This is a genomic window from Pseudomonas sp. PDM03, assembly GCF_014852385.1.
Taxonomy (GTDB): domain Bacteria; phylum Pseudomonadota; class Gammaproteobacteria; order Pseudomonadales; family Pseudomonadaceae; genus Aquipseudomonas; species Aquipseudomonas migulae.
Genome location: NZ_JACVBM010000013.1, coordinates 87286 through 110546, shown reverse-complemented (window position 1 = coordinate 110546; position 23261 = coordinate 87286). Strand labels below are relative to the sequence as shown.

Annotated in this window: 24 protein-coding genes; 15 read left to right on the top strand and 9 right to left on the bottom strand. The window is 59.3% G+C overall.

The features are described 5' to 3' along the window. Positions 1 to 186 precede the first annotated feature (186 nt). The 3 genes from IB254_RS18465 (at position 187) to IB254_RS18455 (ending at position 2099) form a co-directional block, all read left to right on the top strand. Positions 187 to 447 (top strand): DUF2790 domain-containing protein, encoded by a 261-nt coding sequence (locus tag IB254_RS18465; protein ID WP_192418596.1) that lies wholly within the window; start codon positions 187 to 189, stop codon positions 445 to 447. Between the two features lie 48 nt (positions 448 to 495). Then, a complete protein-coding gene (locus tag IB254_RS18460) occupies positions 496 to 750 on the top strand; it encodes a hypothetical protein (protein ID WP_192418594.1) in 255 nt (84 codons plus the stop codon). 137 nt (positions 751 to 887) lie between these two features. Further along, positions 888 to 2099, top strand: coding sequence for a cytochrome c biogenesis protein DipZ (locus IB254_RS18455; protein ID WP_192418592.1), 1212 nt, complete (start codon positions 888 to 890; stop codon positions 2097 to 2099). A gap of 9 nt (positions 2100 to 2108) precedes the next feature. On the opposite strand, the gene IB254_RS18450 is transcribed toward IB254_RS18455, so the two are convergent. Next, complete coding sequence (locus IB254_RS18450) at positions 2109 to 3101, bottom strand: AraC family transcriptional regulator (protein WP_192418590.1); 993 nt, start codon at positions 3099 to 3101, stop codon at positions 2109 to 2111. Between the two features lie 180 nt (positions 3102 to 3281). On the opposite strand from IB254_RS18450, the gene IB254_RS18445 reads away from it, so the two are divergent. Beyond that, the gene (locus IB254_RS18445) at positions 3282 to 3551 is read left to right on the top strand and encodes a DUF4242 domain-containing protein (protein WP_008028186.1); all 270 of its coding nucleotides are present in this window, start codon (positions 3282 to 3284) and stop codon (positions 3549 to 3551) included. Positions 3552 to 3586: 35 nt separating this feature from the next. Then, positions 3587 to 4399, top strand: coding sequence for a class I SAM-dependent methyltransferase (locus tag IB254_RS18440; RefSeq protein WP_192418588.1), 813 nt, complete (start codon positions 3587 to 3589; stop codon positions 4397 to 4399). A 159-nt stretch (positions 4400 to 4558) separates the two neighbouring features. Here the strand turns inward: IB254_RS18440 and IB254_RS18435 are convergent, their stop codons facing one another. The 3 genes from IB254_RS18435 to pcsA all read right to left on the bottom strand — a co-directional run bounded on the left by IB254_RS18435 (position 4559) and on the right by pcsA (position 6871). Beyond that, the gene (locus tag IB254_RS18435; RefSeq protein WP_008043281.1) at positions 4559 to 5485 is read right to left on the bottom strand and encodes a universal stress protein; all 927 of its coding nucleotides are present in this window, start codon (positions 5483 to 5485) and stop codon (positions 4559 to 4561) included. Positions 5486 to 5758: 273 nt separating this feature from the next. Then, the gene (locus IB254_RS18430; protein ID WP_192418586.1) at positions 5759 to 6145 is read right to left on the bottom strand and encodes a DUF488 domain-containing protein; all 387 of its coding nucleotides are present in this window, start codon (positions 6143 to 6145) and stop codon (positions 5759 to 5761) included. A 3-nt stretch (positions 6146 to 6148) separates the two neighbouring features. Continuing rightward, on the bottom strand, positions 6149 to 6871 hold the full coding sequence (gene pcsA / locus IB254_RS18425) for a phosphatidylcholine synthase (RefSeq protein WP_008028178.1): 723 nt from the start codon (positions 6869 to 6871) through the stop codon (positions 6149 to 6151). Positions 6872 to 8154: 1283 nt separating this feature from the next. On the opposite strand from pcsA, the gene IB254_RS18420 reads away from it, so the two are divergent. Further along, a complete protein-coding gene (locus IB254_RS18420) occupies positions 8155 to 8874 on the top strand; it encodes a tellurite resistance TerB family protein (RefSeq protein ID WP_192418584.1) in 720 nt (239 codons plus the stop codon). A gap of 75 nt (positions 8875 to 8949) precedes the next feature. Here the strand turns inward: IB254_RS18420 and IB254_RS18415 are convergent, their stop codons facing one another. Continuing rightward, positions 8950 to 9402: a cupin domain-containing protein gene (locus IB254_RS18415; protein WP_008034751.1), complete on the bottom strand. Its 453-nt coding sequence runs from the start codon at positions 9400 to 9402 to the stop codon at positions 8950 to 8952. A 195-nt stretch (positions 9403 to 9597) separates the two neighbouring features. Between IB254_RS18415 and IB254_RS18410 the strand changes: the two genes are divergently transcribed. From IB254_RS18410 to ligD, 3 genes are read left to right on the top strand one after another with little or no spacing between them, the layout of a single operon-like run. Then, complete coding sequence (locus IB254_RS18410) at positions 9598 to 10983, top strand: iron-containing redox enzyme family protein (RefSeq protein ID WP_192418582.1); 1386 nt, start codon at positions 9598 to 9600, stop codon at positions 10981 to 10983. A 12-nt stretch (positions 10984 to 10995) separates the two neighbouring features. After that, on the top strand, positions 10996 to 11988 hold the full coding sequence (locus tag IB254_RS18405; RefSeq protein ID WP_192418580.1) for a methyltransferase: 993 nt from the start codon (positions 10996 to 10998) through the stop codon (positions 11986 to 11988). Positions 11989 to 11991: 3 nt separating this feature from the next. Next, positions 11992 to 14577 carry a DNA ligase D gene (ligD, locus tag IB254_RS18400; protein WP_192418578.1) on the top strand — a complete coding sequence of 862 codons (2586 nt, stop codon included), beginning with the start codon at positions 11992 to 11994 and terminating at the stop codon, positions 14575 to 14577. Between the two features lie 96 nt (positions 14578 to 14673). Here the strand turns inward: ligD and IB254_RS18395 are convergent, their stop codons facing one another. From IB254_RS18395 to IB254_RS18380, 4 genes are all read right to left on the bottom strand, one after another. Continuing rightward, entirely contained in the window at positions 14674 to 14952 is a 279-nt protein-coding gene (locus IB254_RS18395; RefSeq protein ID WP_192418576.1) for a DUF3303 domain-containing protein, read from the bottom strand. Between the two features lie 205 nt (positions 14953 to 15157). Continuing rightward, positions 15158 to 15559, bottom strand: coding sequence for a hypothetical protein (locus IB254_RS18390; RefSeq protein ID WP_192418574.1), 402 nt, complete (start codon positions 15557 to 15559; stop codon positions 15158 to 15160). A 1444-nt stretch (positions 15560 to 17003) separates the two neighbouring features. Beyond that, positions 17004 to 17255, bottom strand: a complete 252-nt coding sequence (grxC, locus tag IB254_RS18385; protein WP_008033960.1) for a glutaredoxin 3 — start codon at positions 17253 to 17255, stop codon at positions 17004 to 17006. A 27-nt stretch (positions 17256 to 17282) separates the two neighbouring features. After that, positions 17283 to 17801 carry a carboxymuconolactone decarboxylase family protein gene (locus tag IB254_RS18380; RefSeq protein ID WP_008041063.1) on the bottom strand — a complete coding sequence of 173 codons (519 nt, stop codon included), beginning with the start codon at positions 17799 to 17801 and terminating at the stop codon, positions 17283 to 17285. Positions 17802 to 17935: 134 nt separating this feature from the next. On the opposite strand from IB254_RS18380, the gene IB254_RS18375 reads away from it, so the two are divergent. From IB254_RS18375 to IB254_RS18350, 6 genes are all read left to right on the top strand, one after another. Beyond that, entirely contained in the window at positions 17936 to 18763 is an 828-nt protein-coding gene (locus tag IB254_RS18375) for an AraC family transcriptional regulator (RefSeq protein WP_008033956.1), read from the top strand. 283 nt (positions 18764 to 19046) lie between these two features. After that, positions 19047 to 19544: a hypothetical protein gene (locus IB254_RS18370; protein WP_192418572.1), complete on the top strand. Its 498-nt coding sequence runs from the start codon at positions 19047 to 19049 to the stop codon at positions 19542 to 19544. A 153-nt stretch (positions 19545 to 19697) separates the two neighbouring features. Further along, positions 19698 to 19895, top strand: a complete 198-nt coding sequence (locus IB254_RS18365) for a hypothetical protein (RefSeq protein WP_192418570.1) — start codon at positions 19698 to 19700, stop codon at positions 19893 to 19895. A gap of 14 nt (positions 19896 to 19909) precedes the next feature. Next, positions 19910 to 20467, top strand: a complete 558-nt coding sequence (locus IB254_RS18360) for a polysaccharide biosynthesis/export family protein (protein ID WP_192418567.1) — start codon at positions 19910 to 19912, stop codon at positions 20465 to 20467. 26 nt (positions 20468 to 20493) lie between these two features. Then, positions 20494 to 21612, top strand: coding sequence for a hypothetical protein (locus IB254_RS18355; protein ID WP_192418752.1), 1119 nt, complete (start codon positions 20494 to 20496; stop codon positions 21610 to 21612). A 20-nt stretch (positions 21613 to 21632) separates the two neighbouring features. After that, positions 21633 to 23198 carry a GumC family protein gene (locus tag IB254_RS18350; RefSeq protein ID WP_192418565.1) on the top strand — a complete coding sequence of 522 codons (1566 nt, stop codon included), beginning with the start codon at positions 21633 to 21635 and terminating at the stop codon, positions 23196 to 23198. Positions 23199 to 23261: the final 63 nt, after the last annotated feature.

Below are 23261 nucleotides of genomic sequence, written 5' to 3'. Positions count from 1 at the left end.
GCCGGAATTCCAGGGGTTTTGTATCGCTGTGTATCGGCAGGCCCCTTTGATACGTACCGATTTACACGCGCCGCTTCTCGACACAGACGAGATACCTCAGGGCCTTCTAATAGGTTCCATCGAGGCAAACCCAACCGCCTCGGCTCAATTGAACGATCTACCCATTGAAGCCTTGAGGACACCACCATGAACACCAAAGCCATCTACGCCGCTTGCCTGTTTGCCGCCCTGAACATCTGCACCCTGTCGGCCCGTGCCGAAGCCGACGTCAGCACCAGGACCTACAGCTACGGCACGCACCTGGACATCAAGAAAGTGGTGTCGTTGACACAGGACACCACGAACACCTGCGGGATTGTCGATGCCCAGCTGACTTACCTGGACTCCCAGAACAAAACCCAGGTGCTGGATTACCGAAAAATTGCTGACTGCAACGAAGACAACTGAGTCCTTCGCTGACCGATTGCCAATCCCCTTTGATACAGGAATAACGCCATGAACAACGTAACCCGCTTTTTGACCGCCGCTGCCTTCGCCCTTGCCGGCGCCGCCGCTCACGCCAACGCCGCCGTTGAACAAAGCAATTGCGGTAGCAGCACCTGCTTCCAGCTGACCCCGGTGAACGAGCAGGGCGCCAATGACTTCCTGGCACAGGACGGTTCGAGCCGTACGCCGCAAGGGCAGATGGTTGCCGAGAACGGTGGCAGCCGCACGCCACAAGGCCAATTGCTGGATGAGCAAACGGCCTGAAGCCCCCTGTAGGAGCCGGCTTGCTGGCGATAGCGATCTGTCAGTCACCTATAAGTTGCATGTGATGACGCCATCGCCAGCAAGCCGGCTCCTACAGGGGACGTGTTGCCACCCTCGCATTTAATAAGGTGATCCCCATGATTCTCATCGCTTTCCTGGGCGGCATTTTGACCGTCCTCAGTCCCTGCATCCTCCCGGTCGTGCCGTTCCTGTTCGCCGGGGTCGACCGCACTCGCTCCTCGATCCTGCTTACCCTCGGCGGCATGGTCCTGACCTTCGCCCTGATCTCCAGCCTGGCCGTGGTCAGCAGTGAATGGGTGGTGCAAGCCAACAACACCGGTCGCCACGTGGCCCTGATCGTGATGGCGCTGTTTGCCCTGTCGCTGATTTCGGCGCGGGTTGGCGGCTGGCTGGCACGCCCGTTCGTGCTGTTGGGCAATCGCCTCGACCCCGACACCCGCAAAATGTCCGGCCCGTTGGGTTCGGTGATGATCGGTGTCGCCACCGGTTTGCTCTGGGCGCCGTGTGCCGGGCCGATCCTCGGCGTGATCCTCACTGGCGCCATGCTGCAAGGCGCCAACGCGCAGACCAGTCTGTTGCTGGTGGCGTACGGCCTGGGCAGCGCGTTGTCCCTGGGCACCTTGATCTTCGCCGGTCGCGGCCTGGTCAATCGCTTGAAAGCGTCGATTCCAGTGACCGGCTGGTTGCGACGCGGTACCGGGTTTGCGGTACTGGCGGCTGCGGTGGTGATTTCCACCGGCGCCGACAAGACCCTGCTGGCCGGCACTTCTTCCGAGGGCGTCAGCAGTATCGAGAAAGGCGTGCTGGAAAGCGTACCGAAAGTGGTCGATTACCTGGTCAGCAAGGTCAAGGCCGATACAAGCCTGGACAATGCCCAGGGTCCGATGCCGTCGCTGTCCGGCGCCGTCGAATGGATCAACTCGCCAGCACTGACCAATGAGTCGCTCAAAGGCAAAGTGGTGCTGGTGGACTTCTGGACCTACGACTGCATCAACTGCCAGCACACCCTGCCTTATGTGAAGGATTGGGCGAAGAAATACGAGAAGGATGGCTTGGTGGTGATCGGCGTCCACACCCCGGAATACGGCTTCGAACGCATCATCGCCAACGTCAAGGATCAGGTGAAAAAGCTCGGCATTACCTACCCGGTGGCCATCGACAACAACTACGCGATCTGGCGCAACTTCGATAACCAGTACTGGCCCGCTCACTACCTGATCGACGCCAAGGGGCAGGTGCGTTTCACCCACTTCGGTGAAGGTCGCTACGAAACCCAGGAGAAGATGATTCAGCAGTTGCTGGAAGAAGCGAAAGCACCCGCTGCGTAACCCGTCAACTCAATGGCTCACAGGCTCCGCGCCGTGGGCCATTGTTCGTTTCTCCTGTCCTCGCCGCCACGCCGCGGGCGGTGCACCGAACTCCCGCCGAAACGCCCGACTGAACGCCGTATCGGTCTGGTAGCCGACCTCTTCGGCGATGCGCATCAATGAGCTGTTACTGCTGCGTAACAGGTTGGCCGCCAGCAACATGCGCCATTGCGTCAGGTACTGCATCGGCGAAATCCCCACCAGTTGCTGAAAGCGTTCCGCCAATACCGATCTTGAGGTGCCGGCGGTGCGCGCCAGTTCATCCAGTGTCCAGGCATGACAGGGTTTTTTGTGCAGCGCGTTGAGGGCGGCGCCGACGATCCGGTCGCCCACACCCGCCAGCCAACCGGTGCGGCCTTCGCCTTGTTCGTGCATGTACAAACGCAGCACTTCGATGAACAACACCTCGGCCAGCTTGGCCAGTACGCCTTCACCACCGGGCCTTGGCGAGCGAGCCTCGGCCAGCGCATAACGCACCGAAGATTCCAGCCAGATGCCGGCGTTCGAGCCGCGCACATTGACCTTCACCACGGCCGGCAACCCCGTCAACAATATGCCCGCCAGCCGCGTATCGCACGCCAGATAACCGCACACCAGGCGCGTGACCGCGCCGCCACCGCCATAACTCAATTGCCGTGGACGGCGCGCAAGCACGACGTCCAGCCGTGCACCGCTGGCCGGCGTGAGACCGGGTTTGGAGCACATGCGGTGGGCATCGCCCTGCGGAAACACCACCACATCGCCAGCCGTCAGCAATTGCGGAGGATCATCACCGAGTTCGACATAACACTCGCCTTCGGTGATCAAGTGAAAGATCACTACACGTTCGGCGCCGGGCTCGAGAAACGGTGCGGCGGTGTCCGCGCTAGGTGACTGATAACACCAGGGGGCAGTGAACCTGGCGTTGATGAAAATCGCGCCGACCAGGCGGACGACGCGCAGGGTCTGGGACAGGGCGTCCATGGTGGTGTTCCCCTGTGGGCGGGCAGCTTTTGATTGTGAGCCTGTCGCGGCACAACGTGAAACCTCCGGACGATCGGGCAAGGTTCGCCGACGATCGGGCAGGACGCCGATGGTCAGCAGCGCGATAGTTGGCACAGGGTCTGCCGACCCTGTCATCAATAACAAAAATGAGAGGTTGCCATGCCGAAGTTCATCATTGAACGCGAGATTCCGGGTGCTGGAACACTGTCAGAAAGGGATTTGAAAGCGGCTTCGCAAAAGTCCTGCCGAGCGTTGCGCGACTTGCCGGAGGTGCAGTGGCAGCAGAGTTATGTCACCGGTGACAAGCTCTACTGCGTGTACCTCTCGCCCAACGAAGAGTTGATCAGGGAGCATGCCAGGCTGAGTGGTTTTCCGGCCAACCGCATTTCCCGGGTCATGACCGTCATCGACCCCACCACGGCGGAATAAGCCGGGGGCGTTTGAACTCGTAACGGAGCGATTTGATGAGTACTCCCATTGATCTCACTGCCTTGAAAAACCGTCAGATGGCCGCCTGGGCCAGTGGCGACTATGCCGTGATCGGCACCACCTTGCAGATTGTCGGCGAGCAGCTTGCCGAAGCCTGCGACCTGCTTTGCGACGAACGCGTGCTGGACGTCGCCGCCGGCAACGGCAACGCGACATTGGCGGCCGCGCGTCGGGGTGCCCACGTCACGTCCACCGACTACGTCGCCGCGCTGCTGGAGCGCGGCGAAGACCGGGCCCGGGCGGAGCGCCTGGAGGTGACCTTTCAAGTGGCGGATGCCGAGGCGCTGCCGTTCGAGGACGGCAGTTTCGATGCCGTGCTGTCGACCTTCGGCGTGATGTTCGCACCGGACCAGTCCAAGGCTGCCGCCGAGCTGGCGCGGGTCTGTCGTCCGGGCGGCCGGATCGGCCTCGCCAACTGGACGCCCGAAGGTTTCGTCGGCCAGATGTTCAAGACCCTGGGCCGGCACATGCCACCTCCGCCGGGGGCACAACCACCGTCGAACTGGGGTTCCGAGGCCTGGCTGCATAAGCACTTTGATGAGCGCGAGTTTCTGCTTCAGGTGACGCGGCGGTTTTTCAATTTCCGCTACCGTTCGGCCGCGCATTTCATCGACACGTTCCGCACCTGGTATGGCCCGGTCCACAAGGCGTTCGCGGCGCTGCCCCCCGAAGGCGCGCAGGCCCTTGAAGGTGACCTGACCGAGCTGATCAACCGCTTGAACCGCACGGGTGAAAAATCGCTGGTGGTGCCGAGTGAATACCTTGAAGTGGTGATCACCCGACGCTGAAAAGCACCACGCCCCCTTGTAGGAGCTGGCTTGCCGGCGATAGCGTCCGTCCAGTTACCATCGTGTTAACTGGCAGACCGCCATCGCTGGCAAGTCGGGCCACCGTATCGCAGCTCCTACAGGGTTCACGTCGAGTTCCCGGTTTTTCGGCGTGCCGGATTACTCATCCAACCGCTCGCTGTACACCACCCAGACGCTGCACGGCATTTTGTACAGCAGGTGCTCCACCGTGCTGCCGATCAGCCTGCCCAGGCCGCGATGGCCGATGCGGCCCATGACGATCACGTCGATGTCGCAGGCATCGGCGTAGCGGGTCAGGACCTTTACCGGGTTGCCCATGATCATGTGCCGTTGCTGCGGCGCGATGCCGTTGCGTTCGGCCAGTTCGTTGAAGGCGGCTTCCTGGTAGTCGAACAGGGTCCTGGCTTTGCCCGACGAGAAAAACGCCGAACCGTTGTCGAAGCCGAATTCATCGGCGCTGATCGATGACAGGTCATAGGCATAGACCACATCCAGCTCGGCATTACAGGCGCTCGCCAGTTTCGCCGCTTCGTGCAGAATGCGGTCGTTGAAGCTTTTGTAGTGATCATCACGATGGAACGGGTCGACCGCCGCGACGATCTTGCGCGGCAAGGCATGCGCGGCATGGCTGACAAAGTGCAACGGCACCGGGCATTCCCGCAGCAAATGCACGTCGAGTGGCGTGAACATCAGCCTTGAGAGCATCGAATGCGGCTCCAGCGCCTTGATCAGCACGTCCATCGGCTGCTCTTTCAAGTGAATCAGGATTTCCTCCAGCGGCCGTTCGACCCACGTCACTTCAGTGGTGACGTGCACCCCGATCTTGCGCAAGGGCCGCGCCTGGTCCTCAAGCCATTGACGGTGTCGATCGACATAGCCCAGGCGCATCTGCTCCAGGGCCTTTTCATTGACCAGACTGGCGGTCGCCAGACCTTCCAGATAATCGAACGCAACGATGTGCAGCGCCGCGTCTTCGGCCTTGGCCAGCGCTGCGGCCCTGTCGAAGGCGGGGCTGTGTTCCATCAGGGGTGAGGCGACCAGCATGAAACGTGATTGCTCAGACATGACAAACCTCCCGTGGGTAAACGAGCGTCAGGGTCATTCGACAGGCATTCAACCCATTGAGTATTGACCATGATCAACCTGTCGTCTGGTCAGGCGGGAGCGGGGCGGGGGGATAAGGCGATCACACTATGAACATCAACCTTGAGAACGACGCGATCCCTTGTAGGAGCCGGCTTGCTGGCGCTAGCGTCCGTCCAGTGACCATTAGTTTGACTGACAGAACGCCATCGCCAGCAAGCCGGCTCCTACAGGGGATTTGTGGGGTTTTGGAATTTAAATAATCTTGGCGCCGCGTGCTTCCAGCAGTTCGCGCAATACCGAGCGATGGCAGTGCGCTTCATCTTCGCAATAGCAGCCGACGGCCAGCGAGGTTTGATGGGAGAGGGCCGCCAACAGATCCAGCAACTGGCTGGGCGCAGGCTGATTCATTTCAGCCTTGAACTTGCGCTTGAAGCCCTCCCAGGTTTTTTCATCTGCCGCCGCCTTGGCTTCGGCGACTAATTCAGCGCTGGGCGACAGCAGCGGTTGCCACACATCATAAAAATCCCGGCGGGCAAACTCAGCCTTCGGCACGCCACGAGGCGGGCGGCGTACGGTGCCTAACCGAAGGCCTTCATCGGGCAGGCGCGGTGAGCCGAGTCGTACGATATGAATGGGCATGGCTTATGGGTGCCGCGAGCCGTCAAACCATTCCATCGCCGTGCGCCAGATGCAAATCCCCAGGAAGTAGGCCGACATCAGCAACCAGAGCCCCATGACCATCGGGTTGATCACCGGATGATTGATCACCAGCGACAAGCTGCACAGCAACCAGATGGCCGTCACGGCGATGTTGATCGGCATGAACCGGCGCACGCGAAACGGGTGCAGGAATTTCATCCGGGTCACGGTCAGTAACGCCAGGCCGATGACGGTGAGCAGGGTGATCCACGGCGACGGGGCGATGATGTACAGGCACAGCGCAACCACGTTCCACGCGGCGGGGAAGCCCTGGAAGTAGTTGTCTTTGCTTTTCATGTTGACGTTGCAGAAGCAGAACAGCGACGAGACCAGAATCAGCGACACGGTCAGCAGCAGGGTGTAGTCCGGCAACGGGATGTAACGATAGATAAACAGTGCCGGGATAAACACGTACGTCAGGTAATCGATGACGAGGTCAAGGATCGAGCCGTCGAAGCTTGGCAACACCGACTGCACATTGACCTTGCGCGCCAGTGCGCCGTCGAGCCCGTCGACGATCAGTGCGACGCCCAGCCACAGCAGGCAATTGGTGGGCTGGTTTTCCAGCAGGGCGAGGGTGGCGAGGAAGGCTGTGACTACGCCAGTGGCGGTAAAACCATGGGCGCCCCATGCTTTGAGCCTGGCGATGTGTAGGGTGGATATCACGGGGGCGTTCTCCAGAAAGTGAAGCAAGCCAGTCATCACCCTCGTTTATCGGGGGCGGTGGCGAACCGGGTCGGGTTGCAGGTATCGACCGGAAATCCGGGAATAAGGTTCACCGTCTGTAAATCTTAGCTGGGTCGTCAAAAAATACTGTGGTGCTGGGTATGAAATCCTTCACTTAGGAAATGCCTCTGTCGGACTGCGCTTGCGGATGTACTCGGAACCCTTGTGGGAGCGGCGGTGCGACGATTCGACTTGCTCGCGAAGGCTTTGTGTCAGGTGACGGATTTTTTGAGGGTGTACATATCCATTCCAGCGGTAACGGCGGCTATTGGTTTCGCTCTTACAGCGAGTCCCTTTTCCAAACGCCGAAAAGGAACCAAAAGGCTTTGCCCCTGACGTACGGTGGCTCGCTAAGGCTCGCCATGCCCTCGCTCCGGTCCTGCTCCGTGGGCCCGCCGCCATCGGCCATCCGTGGCCGGGGGCGGCTAACCCGGCATCCATGCCGGGTTGCCCACTGCGCAGAACCTGCGCTCGGCCTTCCGACGGGGCAGATCAAGATCAAAAGCCAAAGCAAAAGCCAAAGCGAGGCGGCCTGCCGGCCGACCTGCCCCTTTGATCGTACGCCACCCCTGTAGGAGCCGGCTTGCTGGCGATAGCGGTGATTCAGTCAACGTATGTATTGGCGGGACGGGCGCCATCGCCAGCAAGCCGGCTCCTACAGGGATTGGGTTCACACGATTCAAAATGGTAGGAGCCAGCTTGCTGGCGATGGACGTCAACGATAACGAGGGCTGTCTGAATGAACGCGTCGCCCAAACGCTTTTCGCCGGCAAGCCGGCTCCTACAGGAAATCGCGTACGCTTTCGCTTTTCACCACTCATCAGGCCGAGCGTTAGCTCGCCTTCAGCTTTTGATCTGAGCGCCCCCTCGAGAGGCCGAGTGGAGGTTCTGTGTAGTGGGCAACCCGGCATGGATGCCGGGTTAGCCGCCCCCGGCCATGGATGGCCGATGGCGGCGGGCCCACGGAGCAGGACCGGAGCGAGGGCATGCCGAGCCTAGGCGAGGCACCGAACGAAAGGGGCAAGAGCCCTTGGTTACTTGGGGCTCTTCCAAGTGACTCGCCGTAAGGGCGAAACCGCCAGCCGCCATCACAAAAATAATGGATACCCCCCCAAAACGCTTGAACACCACAGACAGCGAAGTCAGCCAAACGGTAATGGCGCAACGGCGTACGAGGACTATCGTTGCCTGACTGGATAACTCCAACCGATGAGGACGTCGTCATGAACACCAGCGATTTGCTCGAACAACTCTTGCGAGCCGGCCAGGGCTCGATGACGCAGCAAGGTGGCGGCGCACCTCAAGGCGGCATGGGCGGCGGTCTTGGCGGGTTACTCGGTGGCCTGTTGGGCGGCGGTGGCGGTGGCGGTGCAAACGCCGGGTTGGGCGGCTTGCTCGGAGGCTTGCTGGGCGGCGGTTCGGCCATGGGTGGCGCGACCCAGCGTCGCTCGGGTGGGGGCACCAACTACGCGGCGTTGGCGTCTCTGGGGATGATGGCTTTTCAGGCGTATCAGGCCTGGCAAAACAGTCAGGCGGCCGCGCCGCAACAGGCGCCGCGCACCGTGGATCTGCTCTCCGGCCCGGAAGTCGAGGACCACAGCCACGCGGTCCTGCGCGCATTGATCGCGGCGGCGAAGGCCGATGGTCGGATCGACGACGCCGAGAAACAAATGATCAGCACTGAAATCGGCCGCCACACCGATGACCCGGAACTGCAGCAATGGCTGGATGATGAAGTCGCCCGGCCGCTGGATCCCGCGGATGTGGCGCAATCGGCGACGGACCCGGCGATGGCGGCGGAAATGTACCTGGCCAGCGTGATGCTGGTGGACGATCAGCAAGACGCCGAGCGCAGCTACCTGGATGAACTGGCGGCGGCGTTGCAGATAGATCCGGATTTGCAGGTGCATCTGGAGCAGCAGGCCAAGGGTGGCGCGGTTTGACTGATAGCTTTTTGTAGGAGCCAGGCTTGCCGGCGAAGGCGTACTGACAGGCCCTTTCGCCGGCAAGCCTGGCTCCTACAGAGGCTGCGGTGATTTCGGAATCAGAAACGTAACCCCGTGAGCTTCGGCAATCTCCAGGATTCGCGGCAAATCCTCCGGCACCCTCAGCCGGTCCACCGCCGTAAAAAACTGACCGCCGCGCGGATCGGACACCACGCCAATCATCCTCGCGGTCGCGCTGATGTTCTTGTAGGCATGGATCGACCCACCGGGAATATGCACGTAGCCGCCGGCAGAAACGGTGGTGGACTTGCCCTCGACGGTTACTTCGACCTGCCCGTCGGTAACGTAGAAAGCTTCGTCCCACGGATGGAAATGCAGTGGCGGCCCGCCCCCTTGCACGCCTTCCTGAATATGCATTTCAAAGGGTTTGCTCAGATCGCCGCCGGCGAGAACCGTGATCGCCTCACCCACCACATTGACCGGCCCCGGGGTTTTTTCGGGGGTGATGACGTGAACCGTTCGCATGATTGCTCTCCGCAGGATGCGTCCACATCCGCTGAGTATATTCACTTGCTGGCGTGACCAGTGCCCGGTCATCTGTCCGTCTGTCAGGGCAGTTTCAACCCCGATTGAATTTTTTTCCGGGCGTATCGCTCTGCTGCTGTAGAGACGTGCTGATCCAGCGTCCCGCCATTGGCCTTGAACCGAGAGATGCGCACCATGACTGCACTGACACGACTCGAATCCCAGCCTGCCCATGAGCTCGCTATCCCGACCGCCGGCAGCCAGAAGCAGTGCTACGAGCAACTGCTGATGAGCGACGATGGCGAGCAACGCCGTGCGCTCGGCCACGCCTTCCTCGACGTGCAGCTGCAACAGGCCGCCGATCTGCCCGACGAACTGCCGCACGACTTGTCGGCCCTGCAATCTTTCGTTGAACAGCACAGCGCCCACGTGGCTCACCAATACGCCGACTACCTGAAAGCCCGCAAGGACGGCGGGCCACGGCAATTTTTCAGCAACAAGGCGCACGCGCTGTTTTTCCTGCAAGCCGTTGCCCCGACCAAACTAGTGGATGGCGCCTGGTTGTATGGCTTGCTGCGGCACTGGCGCGACCCGCGTTTCGAAGGGCTGGTGTGCACCTATCTGGAGGAGTTGGGCGAGGGCAACCCGACGCAGAATCACGTGGTCATCTATCGCAAACTCCTCGCCGAACACGGTTTGCAGGACCGCGGCGTGATCGCCGACGAGTATTACCTGCAAGGCGCAATACAACTGGCCTTGGGGGAATGCAGCGACGCGTTTTTGCCCGAGGTGATCGGTTACAACCTCGGCTATGAACAACTGCCCCTGCATTTGCTGATCAGCGCCTACGAGCTCAGCGAATTGGGCATCGATCCGTACTACTTCACCCTGCACGTGACCATCGACAACGCCAGCACCGGGCACGCGCAAAAAGCCGTGCAGTCGGTGTTGCAGTTGTTGCCGATCGAGGGTGATCGCGAGGACTTTCTGCGCCGCGTTGCCCTCGGTTACCGGCTCAATGACCTGGGGCAGGGCAGTCGCGCGATCATCGAGTCATTCGACCTCTACGGTGAAGTATTGAGCATGCTGGAGCGCAAACGCCCGTTTGGCCAACACATGCATTCGGACTACTGCCGATTGGACGGCAAGACCGTCAATCAGTGGTTGTGCGCACCGCAGCAGTTGCCCGGCTTTCTCGCTGCCATGGAAAACAAGGGCTGGATCAAGCGCCATCAGGACCCGCAGCACAGCCGCTTCTGGCAGTTGATCGAGGGCGACGGCGCCGCCATGTTTGGGGTGTTCAGCCCGTATGAAAAACAACTGCTGCACGACTGGATCGCCGGGGACTGGAAGCCTGAGCGTTCGGTGGCTGCCGTTCGACGCCGCTCTGGCGCCTCGTCAGAACCTCCCGTGCCAGCCAATGACCCGGACATCCAGAGCCTGCAAGCGGCGCTGCAAGGACTGTCCGCGAACGAGCAGATGCACGCGTTGATTCCATGGCTGTGTGCTCACCGACACGCTCATCCCGCCGGACTGACGGCCACGCGAAGATTTATCGAACTCAGATCCAGCCTGAGATAGGGGAGCGTTTTCATGAATCAGGAAGCTCATCTGAGCGCCGACGATCTGGCCTTGCTGCAACTGGGGCGCCGTTTGCAGGCTGACGGTTACCGCTTTATCACGCCGACGCCGCTGACGCATGAGCGGGTCAATGCTCGCGCCCAAGGACAGCTCGCCGCGAACCTTCGCGATGTTTTCGGCTGGTCCAGGGTATTTGCTCCGGGGCTGTTGTCAGCCGATGAACAGCGTCAGTTGCTACAGGCGGGCATCCTCGAAGAACGCAGCGGTCGGCTGGCAAGCCGGGTGCGCTGGTCAAGCCTGGACGAGCTGTTGTTCGTACATTCGAGCTTCCCTACCGAAGCGGCGGACTCGGTATTCTTCGGCCCCGACACTTACCGGTTTGCTCAACTGATCCACGGCCATCTGCAACAGAGCTTCGCACCGATCAGGCGCGCCGTGGACATCGGCTGCGGTGCCGGTGTCGGCGCGATTGTGATCGCCCGCGCACGCCGCGAAGCCGAAGTTTTGGCGGTCGATATCAACCCGGCGGCGCTGCGCCTGACGGCGGTGAATACCGCGCTCGCCGAAGTGGCCAACGTCAGCATCGAGACCAGCGACGTGCTACAGGATGTCGACGGCACCTTCGACCTGATCGTCGCCAACCCACCGTACATGGCGGACCCGGCTGAGCGCGCGTATCGCCATGGCGGCGGTGCGTTCGGCGCGCAGTTGTCGTTGCGCATCGTCGAGCAGGCGCTGAATCGCCTGGCGCCCGGCGGCTCCCTGGTGCTGTACACCGGCGTCGCGATGGTGGAGGGCCGCGATCCGTTTCTGGAGGCGGTAACCCCCTATCTGGAAGCGGCGCGGTGCGGCTGGACCTATCGCGAAATCGATCCCGACGTGTTCGGCGAAGAGTTGTTGAACCCCGGCTACCAGCGCGTGGAGCGGATTGCGGTGGTTGCGCTGATCGTGACGCGCATCAGTCCGGGCATCGGCGCAAGCGTTGAATCTGCTGCGGGCGGGTGAGCCATGAACAAGAACCTGGACGACTACAATCGCATGCGCGACTTTTCGGCGACCTCTGAACCGGTCGCCAGACGCTCGGGCAAGAAAACCGCAAACGACCACGCCTTGCAGTTCTGTATCCAGAAGCACGACGCCTCGCGCCTGCATTATGACTTTCGCCTGGAGCTCGATGGCGCGCTGAAAAGCTGGGCGGTGCCGAAAGGACCGTCGCTGGACCCCAAGGTCAAGCGCCTGGCGGTGCATGTCGAAGATCATCCGATTGACTATGCGACCTTCGAGGGCAACATTCCCGAAGGTCACTACGGCGCCGGTGACGTGATCGTCTGGGACCGTGGCGTGTGGATTCCGCAGGAAGATCCGGCCACGGCCTACGCCAAGGGCAAACTCAAGTTCGAGTTGCAGGGCGAGAAGCTCGGCGGCCTGTGGAACCTCGTTCGCACGCACATGCCGGGCAAGCAGGAACAATGGTTTCTGATAAAGCATCAGGACAGCGCGGCCAAACCCGAAAGCGATTACGACGTGGTCGCTGCCGAGCCGGACAGTGTGCTCAGCGACCGGACGCTGATCCCGAAAAAGTCGAAAACCGCGGACAAGCCTACGCCCATCAAAAAGCCGGCACGCAAAGCCGGGGCTAAACAACAGTCGGCGCAGCTAACCGGAGCGCACAAAGCGAAACTGCCCGACCTGATCAAACCCGAACTGGCGACGCTGGTCGAAAAAGCCCCGGATGGCCAATGGAGCTATGAGATCAAGTTCGACGGCTATCGGATCCTGGCTCGCATCGACCATGGCGAGGTCAGACTCTTCACTCGCAATGGTCACGACTGGACCCACAAACTGCCGAAACAAGCCGAGGCGCTGGCTTCGCTGCAATTGGAATCAGCGTGGCTCGACGGTGAGATGGTGGTTGCCGACGAGCAGGGCGTGCCGGACTTTCAAGCGCTGCAAAACGCCTTCGACTCAGGGCGTAGCGACAACATTCTTTACTACCTGTTTGACATGCCTTACCTCAACGGCGTGGACCTGCGCGAGGTGCCGGTTGAAGAACGTCGGGTCGCGCTGGCGACGGTGCTCAAACCGAACGAAGACCCTTTGCTGCGTTTCTCCGATGCGTTCGCCGAAGAACCCGATGCCTTGCTCAACAGCGCCTGCCAGATGCAGATGGAAGGGCTGATCGGCAAACGCCTGGGTTCACCCTACGTGTCGCGCCGCAGCAGTGACTGGATCAAGCTCAAGTGCAAACATCGGCAAGAGTTTGTGGTGGTTGGCTACACCGATCCGAAAGGGTCGCGCAATGCGTTTGGCGCTTTGTTGCTGGGGTTGCATGACCGTGACAGCGGTGAGTTGCGTTATGCCGGCAAGGTCGGCACCGGCTTCAACGAGACAACGCTTAAAAGCATTTACGAACAACTGAAACCGTTGCAGGCGAAGAAGCCATCGGTGGTCAATCCACCGACCGGTTTTGACGTCAAAGGTGTGCATTGGCTCAAACCCACGTTGCTGGCGGAAATAGCCTTCGCCGAAATGACCAGGGAAGGTTCGGTGCGCCATGCCGTGTTCCATGGTTTGCGCGACGACAAACCGGCCCGGGGCATCACCGAGGAGCGTCCCAAAGTGGTGAAGAAAAGCACGGCAGAAAAACCTGTTGCCCGCCAAAAGAAAGCCCCGGAAAAAAATGCGTCCGCGCCCTCACAACTTGGCTTGGGCGAAGGCAAGGTGCGCATCACTCATCCGGATCGGGTGATCGATGCCAGCAGTGGCACCACCAAAGTGCAACTGGCGGAGTATTACGCCAGCGTCGCCGAATGGATTCTGCCCGAACTGAAAGACCGACCCGTGGCGCTGGTCCGTGCACCGGACGGCATTGCCGGTGAATTGTTCTTTCAGAAGAACGCCGAGCACCTGGCGATTCCAGGTATTGCCACTCTGGACAAAGCACTCACCGGCCAGCCGATCATGATCATCAACAGCGCCGAAGCGCTGATCGGCGCGGTGCAGATGAGTACCGTGGAGCTGCACACCTGGAACGCGACTTGCGACAAACTGGACAAGCCGGACCGCTTTGTACTTGACCTTGATCCGGACCCGGCTCTGCCGTGGAAAAGCATGGTCGAGGCGACCCAACTGACGCTGTCGGTGCTCGATGAATTGGGGCTCAAATCCTTTCTCAAGACCAGCGGCGGCAAGGGCATTCACATTGTGGTGCCGCTGACCCGCAAACTCGGTTGGGAAGAGGTCAAGGATTTCAGTCACGCGATCGTCAGTCACATGGCCAAGTTGTTGCCGGAGCGCTTTTCAGCGGTGTCGGGGCCGAAGAACCGGGTCGGGCGGATTTTCATCGATTACCTGCGCAACGGCCTCGGCGCCACCACCATTTGCGCCTACGCCGTGCGCACCCGCGAAGGGTTGCCGGTGTCGATGCCGATTTTTCGCGAGGAGGTGGCCGGGCTCAGGGGCGGCAATCAGTGGAATGTGCACACAGTGCATGAACGACTGGCCGAGGTGGGCAATGAACCTTGGGCTGATCTGAAGAAAACAAAACAGGCAATCACCGCCGAGATGCGGCGGCGGGTGGGAATGAAGAAGTAGAACCTGGAACTGTCCAAACTGTGCGCTATTCAGAGTGCTGGAAGCGCTGACAAGGTGCCGGGGCGGCGAGCAGCACTCGCCGCCCCGGGGCGACTATTACTTGCCGACAGCCGCCGCCAGCAGCGGCCCAGCCTGATCATCGGTGAGTGCCGCATGAACCTCCATGCTCATCAGGTCACTCCATTGCAGTACCCATTTTTGAATCTGTACGACATCGTCGGTTTCCGCGATGCCAAAACCGCTCGAGCCACCGACGGCATGCCAGCGCCCGAGCATCTTGACGCCGGGGGGCGGGGCACCTTGGGTCTCGAGAAAGCGCTTGATCACGCTGTTGCGGTTTTGCGGACTGATTGACCAACTGACCATGAATAACATCTGCCACCTCCTGACAGGGATTGGCACCTGTTGCTCTTCGCGCACCTGGCTGGCGCCGGGACCACGGTCACGCCTGTTTCGCGCTTCATCCTGACGGGCTTGAATGTCTTTCTCCCTTTGAGAAGGCATAGCAGCGCGCCGGGATTCGCGTACGACCGCTGATCCTCTTTCGTGGCATTCGGGATTGTTGGGGGGCATTCAGCCGTCAAGTGTCGCGCAACAGGTCGTTGGCGTTGAGCAGTTCGTAGGCGATTTCCGGCCGTTTCTCCAGCCCGCGACGAATCGCGGCCGGGATCGCCTGGCGGGTTTTGCGGCACAGCCCCGGCAATTCGTCGATGGAGATGACGATGCCGCGCATGGTGCGGACTTCGTTGAAGCCGGGGGCGATTTCGACCCGGATGCCCAGTTGTTCGAACATCCGCTGTTGCAGCCGTTCGAGGTCGCTCAGGCTCTGGAGATTTTCCAGGCGGTCGAGCAGGCGTTTTTCCTCGGTGCGGGTCAGGAACAGGATGCGCAGGTCCGCGCCCGCTTTTTCCAGCAGCGGTTCACGCTCGCAGTTGCAGGCACCGGGCGGGCAGGGTTGGCGGATCGGCATCGACGTGGTCATAGGGTTCAATCATAGAGCGCCCTTTGCGTGTTTGCCCATATGCCCCGACTCTTGCGGATGTACCCGGCCCCTGTAGGAGCTGGCTTGCCGGCGATAGCGGTCTATCCGACGACTATTTTCTTACAGGTGTACATATCCATTTCTGCGGTTATGGCCGCTATTGGTTTCGCCCTTACGGCGAGTCACTTGGAAGAGCCCCAAGTAACCAAGGGCTCTTGCCCCTTTCGTTCGGTGCCTCGCTAATGCTCGGCATGCCCTCGCTCCGGTCCTGCTCCGTGGGCCCGCCGCCATCGGCCATCCCTGGCCGGGGGCGGCTAACCCGGCATCCATGCCGGGTTGCCCACTACGCAGAACCTGCGCTCGGCCTCTCGAGGGGGCGCTCAGATCAAAAGCTGAAGGCGAGCTAACGCTCGGCCTGATGAGTGGTGAAAATCAAAAGCGTATGCCGCCCCCCTGTAGGAGCGAGCCTGCTCGCGAAAAGCGTGTAGGCACCGCGTTCATTCAGACAGCCCGCGTTATCGTTGACGTCCATCGCCAGCCAGCGGGCTCCTACAAGGGAAATGCATAGGTGTCTGGATAAATAAGATCAACTGTAGGAGCCGGCTTGCTGGCGAAAAACGACCGGACAACACGTTCATTCAGACAGCCCGCATTATCGTTGACGTCCATCGCCGGCAAGCCAGCTCCTACAAGGGAAATGCATAGGTGTCTGGATAAATAAGATCAACTGTAGGAGCCGGCTTGCTGGCGAAAAACGTCCGGACAACACGTTCATTCAGACAGCCCGCATTATCGTTGACGTCCATCGCCGGCAAGCCAGCTCCTACAAGGGGAATGCATCGGTGTCTGGATAAATAAGATCAACTGTAGGAGCCGGCTTGCTGGCGAAAAACGTCCGAACAACGCGTTTATTCAGACAGCCCGCATTATCGTTGACGTCCATCGCCAGCCAGCCAGCTCCTACAAGGGAAATGCATAGGTGTCTGGATAAATAAGATCAACTGTAGGAGCCGGCTTGCTGGCGAAAAACGTCCGAACAACGCGTTTATTCAGACAGCCCGCATTATCGTTGACGTCCATCGCCAGCAAGCCGGCTCCTACAGGGGAATGCGTACGAGCAAAGAAACAGGTCGGTTGGCAGGCCGCCTCGTTTTGGTTTTTGATCTTGATCTGCCCCGTCGGAAGGCCGAGAGGAGGTTCTGCGCAGTGGGCAACCCGGCATGGATGCCGGGTTAGCCGCCCCCGGCCATGGATGGCCGATGGCGGCGGGCCCACGGAGCAGGACCGGAGTGAGGGCATGGCGAGCATTAGCGAGCCACCGTACGTCAGGGGCGCAGGCGCTTGGTTACTTGGCGCTTTTCCAAGTAACCCGCTGTAAAAGCGGAACCATTAGCCGCCGTTACCACAACAACGGATATGTACACCCCCAAAAAAATCACCGGCCTCAAGCAAGCATCGACATCAACCCCCCCTGACGATCAAGTTTGGCCAGCTCGTCAAACCCACCAACATGCACATCACCGATAAAAATCTGCGGCACGCTGCGGCGACCGCTACGGCTGAGCATCTCCTCGAACTTCCCAGGTTCCGATTGAACGTTTATTTCCTGTGCCGCAATGCCTCGGCTGGCCAGCAAAATCTTGGCGTTGCGGCAATACGGGCAAGTGTCAGTGGTATAGAGCGTCACGGTGTTCATCAGCGGTTCTCCCGAATAGACAGTCGTTCAAGCATCGATGGCCGGAAAATCAATCTCGGTCAGGGCGACGTTGTTGAGGTAATTGGTCAAGGTCTGCGAGGCCACGTGAGCGATCACTTCGACGATCTTGCTGTCGTTGATCCCGGCTGCCCGTGCCGCTGCGATCTGCTCGCTGCCCAGGTGGCCACGGCTTTCGGTGATCTGCCGGGCGAGGGTGGCAAAGGCATTGAGCTGGCCGCTGCGGGCGCTGAGGATGTCTTGCGCGGATAACCCGGCCTTGCCGGCAAACAATGTGTGGGCCGCGAGGCAGTAGTCGCACCCATTCACCTGGGACGTGGCGAGGAAGATCGCTTCTTTCTCGGTGGCGCTCAGTGACGTTTTACCGAGGGTCGCAGACTGTTGCAGATAAGAGGACAGCACGGCGGGAGCATGCGCCAGGGTCTTGAAGACATTGGGCAAAAAACCGATTTTTTTCTGCACGCCTTCCAGCAGCGGGCGAGTGGTGTCGGTGGCGTGTTCGAGGCTCAGGGTGTTGATGCGGCTCATGGAAGATCTCCGTAGATGACGGCGCGGTGTGCGCTGGGTACGGGGTCCATGCTAATGACGAGTGCTGGTCTATTGGCTGCAAATCGTCGAGGATATGCGACTGATCGTCCAAATATGCCGCCAGGAGCCTGCCCATGGATCGCTTGTCCACCTTGCTCAGCCATTTCGGCGTCAGCGCCGGTACCTTCCACAGCGGGACCTTTTGCGGCACCACCGGTTTTGATGGTGATCAGGCCTGCGGGCACCTCCATCTGCTGCAATCCGGCGAGCTGACCCTGAAACTGGCCGATGAGCGCGCGATTGAGCTCAACACACCCACCTTGATTTTCTTCCCTCGGCCTTACCGCCACCGATTGATTGCCGCTGACACGTCCGACACGCAACTGGTGTGCGCCTCGCTGACGTTCGATGGCGGTGCGGGGAATGCGCTCGCGGCGGCGTTGCCCGATTACCTGGTGCTTGATCTCGATGAAGTGCCGACCATGGCCGGTACGCTGGATTGGCTGTTCAACGAAGCCTTCGGTGGCATTTGCGGTCGCGAAGCGATGATGGACCGCTTGTTCGAAGTGCTGGTGATCCAGTTGCTGCGGCACATTCTGACCAATCGCGAACAAAGCCCCGGCATGATGGCCGGTCTCGCCGACCCCCGCCTGGCACGCTCGTTAAGCCTGATGCACGACACGCCCGGCAAGTCCTGGACCGTGGCTGAGTTGTCGACGGCAGCCAACATGTCCCGGGCCAGTTTTGCCGAACACTTTCGTCAGGTGGTGGGGCAGACCCCGGTGGATTACCTGGTGAGCTGGCGCATCAGCCTGGCCCAGAAACGCTTGCGTGAAGGCAAATCCATTGCCCTGATTGCCGATGAAGTGGGGTATGAAAGCCCTTCGGCGCTCGCCCGGGCATTTCGGCGCAAGACCGGCGTCAGTCCACGAGAGTGGATGCATGGCGGACAGCGTCGATAGTTTTTTGTCGCGGGTGTTTCGGCGGGGGAAAAGCAAAGCGTTCAGGACCGTTTTCGGTAGGGCTGATGCCCATGTTTGAGTCGTTTCAAGGAGATAGAGGCCCTTGTTGTGAAGAGGACTAACTGTCGATTTATTGACGCCATTCTGCCTTGATTTTTATTTTAATTTATTGTTGTGACAGACCATTGACGTGCTGGCTATGTGCTTATAGGCTCCAATCAGCTGGGTAACGAATCCTTCATTCGATATCAGGAAAACCCTGTGTGCAGGGAGGCGGGCTTCAATGCGTTCATCACTGGTTCTCAAATCCGTTTTGTTCTGCGTGCTCTTTAATGGTGCGGCCATTGCCACCGCACAAGCGGCCAATTTGACCCGTGAAATTAACCGCATGGGCGATACTTGCCAAGCGTATGGTCCAAAAGCGGGCATGACTGCCGCCGAGCAGGGTGGTGCCCCTTCAGCGGTAGCAAACGGTCCTGGCGCGGCAGCTTCGCCCAGCGATACCAGCTTCGCTGATACAGCAAAAAATCAAATCAACAGCCTTATAGAATCCGCCACCAAGGTGGGCGCTACCGTCAATAGTTCTTCCTGTGACGGATTAATGGCGCAACTTGCCATTGACAAGTTAACAGCAGATTCAGGTACGCAAAGTAAAGTTTTGAGTGGCGGGGATGATGCCCCCAGCAATCAATCGAATGCAGTTCCGTTAGCTGCTGCCGCCTGGTTGTTTTCATCCGCGTTATTCGGTTTTGTCATGGTCGCCAACCGGCGGAAGGTGTAGCTAGCTTTTTGTTTTTGCTGCGATTGTGTGGCGCATTGACACTAGTGATTGATATCAATTTGATCTACTAGTGGGTTTGGCGATGTATTAGCTGAATGACTGGCTCTATTAAACAGAGTGCTATTAATTTGGCAGGCAGACATCGAGGTCGATATGTTTAACGACAACTTATTGTTAAATAAAAAACTTCCTTCGCCAGCTGTTTCCCGGCAGGCAATAGAGGCGTCAGGCCGACGAAAACCGCACGGCGTCGAGCGCAAAAAACTGCCCCTTGATCGTTTCCTTGACCTAAAAATGAGCAAGAGTGATTTACCCCGGATTTTATGCAAGACTCTTGGCAAGGCTACTTAGGCGGAGGGATCCCGATGTCGCGTTTCTGGTTACCTGTGGTCTGCGCGCTGGCAGTTATGCCCAGCATTTCCAATGCCGTCGCAAACGATGCGGCATACCTGTTGAGTCCGGGAGACAAGCTCAATGTTTCTGTTTGGGGCGAAGACAAGCTCAAACAGGATGTGATCGTTCTTCCCAATGGAAGCATCACCTTCCCGCTGGCGGGGCAGGTCGATGTCGCGGGTCTCGATACCACCGCAGTCGAAGAAAAAATAGCCGCCAAGCTTGTAAAGTTCATACCCGATCCGCAGGTGAGCGTTGTCGTCACCAGCACGGATGGCAATCTCGTGTACGTGCAGGGCAAAGTGTTGAAGCCAGGCAGTGTCCATTTATCAGGTCAAACGTCAGTGCTGCAGGTTTTGAGCGTGGCGGGCGGGCTCGACAAGTTTGCCGACAAGGATGACATCAAGGTCGTGCGACTCAATGGATCCAAACAACAGATCCTGCCAGTCAATTACAGCGATCTGATGTCCGGGCGTGACATGTCCACCAATATTCTCCTCCAGGCCGGCGATACGTTGGTCGTGCCTTAGACTTGCGCGATGCATTAAGGATTAACTTGCTTGCTCTTCGAACTACCGGGGTTGCCACTGCAACCCTGATCCTGTCGTGTTCCGGTGTGGCCCATGCGGCGACCTGGCAATCATCAATCGCGGTGCCTTCGACTGTCGAGTACGACAGCAATCCACTGTTGCTCACAAGTGGCGAGCAAGGTGTGACCCGCACCATCATCGCCCCCGAGTACGGCCTTGTCGGTACTTCCGGTCGGGATGAGTTTCAATTCGGACTCGGTGTATACGTCGTGCGTTCTTCCGATACCGACATCGTGACGGACCGTGAAGACCCCCGATTGAAACTGGGGTGGCAGCGGGAAACCGAAACGGGCGGTTTTGGGCTCAAGGCCAGGTATGAAGAGAGTTCAACGCTCTCCACTGCCGTTCAGGAAACCGGCGTGGTGGCGACCGACGGCACGCAAAAGCTGTATACCCTGGGCGGCAACTGGCATACGGCTCTCAGCGAGCGAAGTACCTTGCTCAACGAGACTGACTACACTCATGTCACTTACGACATTCCGACCCTGATCAACTATGACGAACTGGCCACCCGCTTTACGTGGAGCTACGCGTGGAGCGAGCAGACCGAGGTGTTCACCCGTTTGGGCGTCAGGCGCTATGAGCCTGAGAAGGGCTCTGCAGTGGCGTCCTCCTCAAACAGCTATACACCCACGGTCGGCGTGAACTTCCAGCTCTCCGAGCAGTTCAAGGGTACGGTGTACGCGGGCGTCAATCAGGTTTCCGGTTCGGGTGAAGGCCCCAAGGGCCAGGGCGGATTGACCTTGCAATACACCGGCGAGCGGTTCGATGCAATCGTCGACGCCGGTCGCAGTACGGTCGCCAGCGGTGACGGCGGGTTCGTCGAGGCGGATAACCTGAAGGGAACATTCAGTTACGCCATCGATGAGATCCGACGCACCGGTTTTGATGCCTCCTGGCAGGACACCAAAGGCCAGACGCCAAACACTTTGCTTAATTACAGTGCCTGGATCAGTCAAGAACTCTCGCCTTTTTGGATTGCGCGCCTATCCTTCACGTACAAGGAGCGTCAGCAGGACGGCTTGCCGGATGCCAGCGCAAATATTGTCGGGATGACGCTGATTTACAGTTACCCCGGTCTCTGAAATTCAGTTGTGTGAGAAATATGGCCTCTGAATACGAAATGTCGGTCAACGACTACATCGCCATCGTCAAACACCACGCCGTGCTGTTGATCGTGAGTTGCGCAGCCATACTTGGCGTGAGCATCGCGGTCGCGATGTCGCTGCCGCCCACGTTCGAGTCCTCCGGCACGATCCTGATCGAGTCGCAGCAGATCTCGCCTGAACTGGTCGCGACAAACAACGGCACCTTTGCCGATGAGCGCATCGAGGTCATTCGCCAGCGTGTGATGACCCGGGAGAATCTTTTAGCGATCATCGACAAATACAACTTGTTCTCTTCGCAAGGCCGGCAGTTGAGCGTTTCCGAGAAAATCGATGAAATGCGCAATACGATCGGGGTCACCCTGGTCAGCGCCGCGATCAAGGGGCGCGGGGAAGTGACGATTGCGTTTCGTCTTTCCTTTGAGCACCGCCAACCAGAGATTGCCAACAAAGTGGCCAATGAACTGGTCACGCTGTTCCTGAATGAAAACATCCGGCAGCGCACCGAGCGCGCCAATGAAAACACAGAGTTCGCAAAGCAGGAGGCGGACAAGCTCGAGGTTGCCCTGAATGCCCAGGACAGTCGCGTGGCGAAATACAAGGAGGAGCACAGCAAATCGCTGCCCGAGAATCGGGAATTGCTCACGAACATGTTGACCCGCGCCGAAAACGACCTCAAGGAAGTCGATCGTGACTACAAGGCTGCCCGTGAGGATTTGCGCTTCAATGAGTTGGAGCTTGTCGCCGCTAATGCCGGCGTAGCGACCAAGCCTGGCGTGGCAGGTGCAGCCGCTGACAAACCGCAGGATCTGGGCAGCCTCAAGGCGGAATACGTCCGTTTGCTGACGCTGTATACCGAAGCCCACCCTGATGTGCGTGCCGTGAAACGCAGGATTGCGGCACTTGAGGCGAACAGGTCGGTGGCGGGGAGTTCGGTAGTGTCCGTCAGTATGGATGTAGCGAAGGCTCAGGCGCGGATCGCGGCCACCGACGCACGTATCAAGTCGCTGGCCGATCAGAAGCAGCAGACGCAGCAGAAAATAGCCGAATACGAAGCGCAGATTATTGAAATGCCACAAGTCGAGCGCGGCCTGATCACGCTGATGCGTGACCATGACAACGCGAAAAAGAAATACGAGGAAATGCGCGCCAAGGAGATGAATGCGAGAATTTCCGAAAGCCTGGAACAGGAAAACAAAGCCGAGCGTTTTGTTCTCCTGGAGTCGCCGCTGATGCCTGAAAAACCGGTACGGCCGAACCGCAAGAAAGTGGTTGCCATGGGCTTCGTGCTCGCCCCTGTGGGCGCTGGCGCATTGGTGATGCTCCTGGAAATGCTGACTCAGCGCGTGCGCGGAGCTGAAGCCCTGGGTAGCGTGTTGGGGCGGCGTGTACTGGTTGCCATTCCCTACATTCACACCAAGGCGGAGCTGGCGAATCGCAAGAGGTGGCGAACGCGCTTGATCATCTGTGGGATAGTGGCAATCGTGATCTTTCTGGTGCTCGTGCACTTCCTCTACATGCCACTGGATCTTTTGATTTTTAAAGCTTTGGGCCGGTTTGCATAAGGAATACAGCCATGGAATTTAACAAGACCGATACCGAAGATGATGAAAAACAGTCATCCTCGG

What these genes read in the sequence shown, in the direction of transcription:
- IB254_RS18465 (WP_192418596.1), top strand. Translation starts at nt 187, where the DNA reads ATGAACACCAAAGCCATCTACGCCGCTTGCCTGTTTGCCGCCCTGAAC.
- IB254_RS18460 (WP_192418594.1), top strand. Translation starts at nt 496, where the DNA reads ATGAACAACGTAACCCGCTTTTTGACCGCCGCTGCCTTCGCCCTTGCC.
- IB254_RS18455 (WP_192418592.1), top strand. Translation starts at nt 888, where the DNA reads ATGATTCTCATCGCTTTCCTGGGCGGCATTTTGACCGTCCTCAGTCCC.
- IB254_RS18450 (WP_192418590.1), bottom strand. Translation starts at nt 3,101, where the DNA reads ATGGACGCCCTGTCCCAGACCCTGCGCGTCGTCCGCCTGGTCGGCGCG.
- IB254_RS18445 (WP_008028186.1), top strand. Translation starts at nt 3,282, where the DNA reads ATGCCGAAGTTCATCATTGAACGCGAGATTCCGGGTGCTGGAACACTG.
- IB254_RS18440 (WP_192418588.1), top strand. Translation starts at nt 3,587, where the DNA reads ATGAGTACTCCCATTGATCTCACTGCCTTGAAAAACCGTCAGATGGCC.
- IB254_RS18435 (WP_008043281.1), bottom strand. Translation starts at nt 5,485, where the DNA reads ATGTCTGAGCAATCACGTTTCATGCTGGTCGCCTCACCCCTGATGGAA.
- IB254_RS18430 (WP_192418586.1), bottom strand. Translation starts at nt 6,145, where the DNA reads ATGCCCATTCATATCGTACGACTCGGCTCACCGCGCCTGCCCGATGAA.
- IB254_RS18420 (WP_192418584.1), top strand. Translation starts at nt 8,155, where the DNA reads ATGAACACCAGCGATTTGCTCGAACAACTCTTGCGAGCCGGCCAGGGC.
- IB254_RS18415 (WP_008034751.1), bottom strand. Translation starts at nt 9,402, where the DNA reads ATGCGAACGGTTCACGTCATCACCCCCGAAAAAACCCCGGGGCCGGTC.
- IB254_RS18410 (WP_192418582.1), top strand. Translation starts at nt 9,598, where the DNA reads ATGACTGCACTGACACGACTCGAATCCCAGCCTGCCCATGAGCTCGCT.
- IB254_RS18405 (WP_192418580.1), top strand. Translation starts at nt 10,996, where the DNA reads ATGAATCAGGAAGCTCATCTGAGCGCCGACGATCTGGCCTTGCTGCAA.
- ligD (WP_192418578.1), top strand. Translation starts at nt 11,992, where the DNA reads ATGAACAAGAACCTGGACGACTACAATCGCATGCGCGACTTTTCGGCG.
- IB254_RS18395 (WP_192418576.1), bottom strand. Translation starts at nt 14,952, where the DNA reads ATGTTATTCATGGTCAGTTGGTCAATCAGTCCGCAAAACCGCAACAGC.
- IB254_RS18390 (WP_192418574.1), bottom strand. Translation starts at nt 15,559, where the DNA reads ATGACCACGTCGATGCCGATCCGCCAACCCTGCCCGCCCGGTGCCTGC.
- grxC (WP_008033960.1), bottom strand. Translation starts at nt 17,255, where the DNA reads ATGAACACCGTGACGCTCTATACCACTGACACTTGCCCGTATTGCCGC.
- IB254_RS18380 (WP_008041063.1), bottom strand. Translation starts at nt 17,801, where the DNA reads ATGAGCCGCATCAACACCCTGAGCCTCGAACACGCCACCGACACCACT.
- IB254_RS18375 (WP_008033956.1), top strand. Translation starts at nt 17,936, where the DNA reads ATGGATCGCTTGTCCACCTTGCTCAGCCATTTCGGCGTCAGCGCCGGT.
- IB254_RS18370 (WP_192418572.1), top strand. Translation starts at nt 19,047, where the DNA reads ATGCGTTCATCACTGGTTCTCAAATCCGTTTTGTTCTGCGTGCTCTTT.
- IB254_RS18365 (WP_192418570.1), top strand. Translation starts at nt 19,698, where the DNA reads ATGTTTAACGACAACTTATTGTTAAATAAAAAACTTCCTTCGCCAGCT.
- IB254_RS18360 (WP_192418567.1), top strand. Translation starts at nt 19,910, where the DNA reads ATGTCGCGTTTCTGGTTACCTGTGGTCTGCGCGCTGGCAGTTATGCCC.
- IB254_RS18350 (WP_192418565.1), top strand. Translation starts at nt 21,633, where the DNA reads ATGGCCTCTGAATACGAAATGTCGGTCAACGACTACATCGCCATCGTC.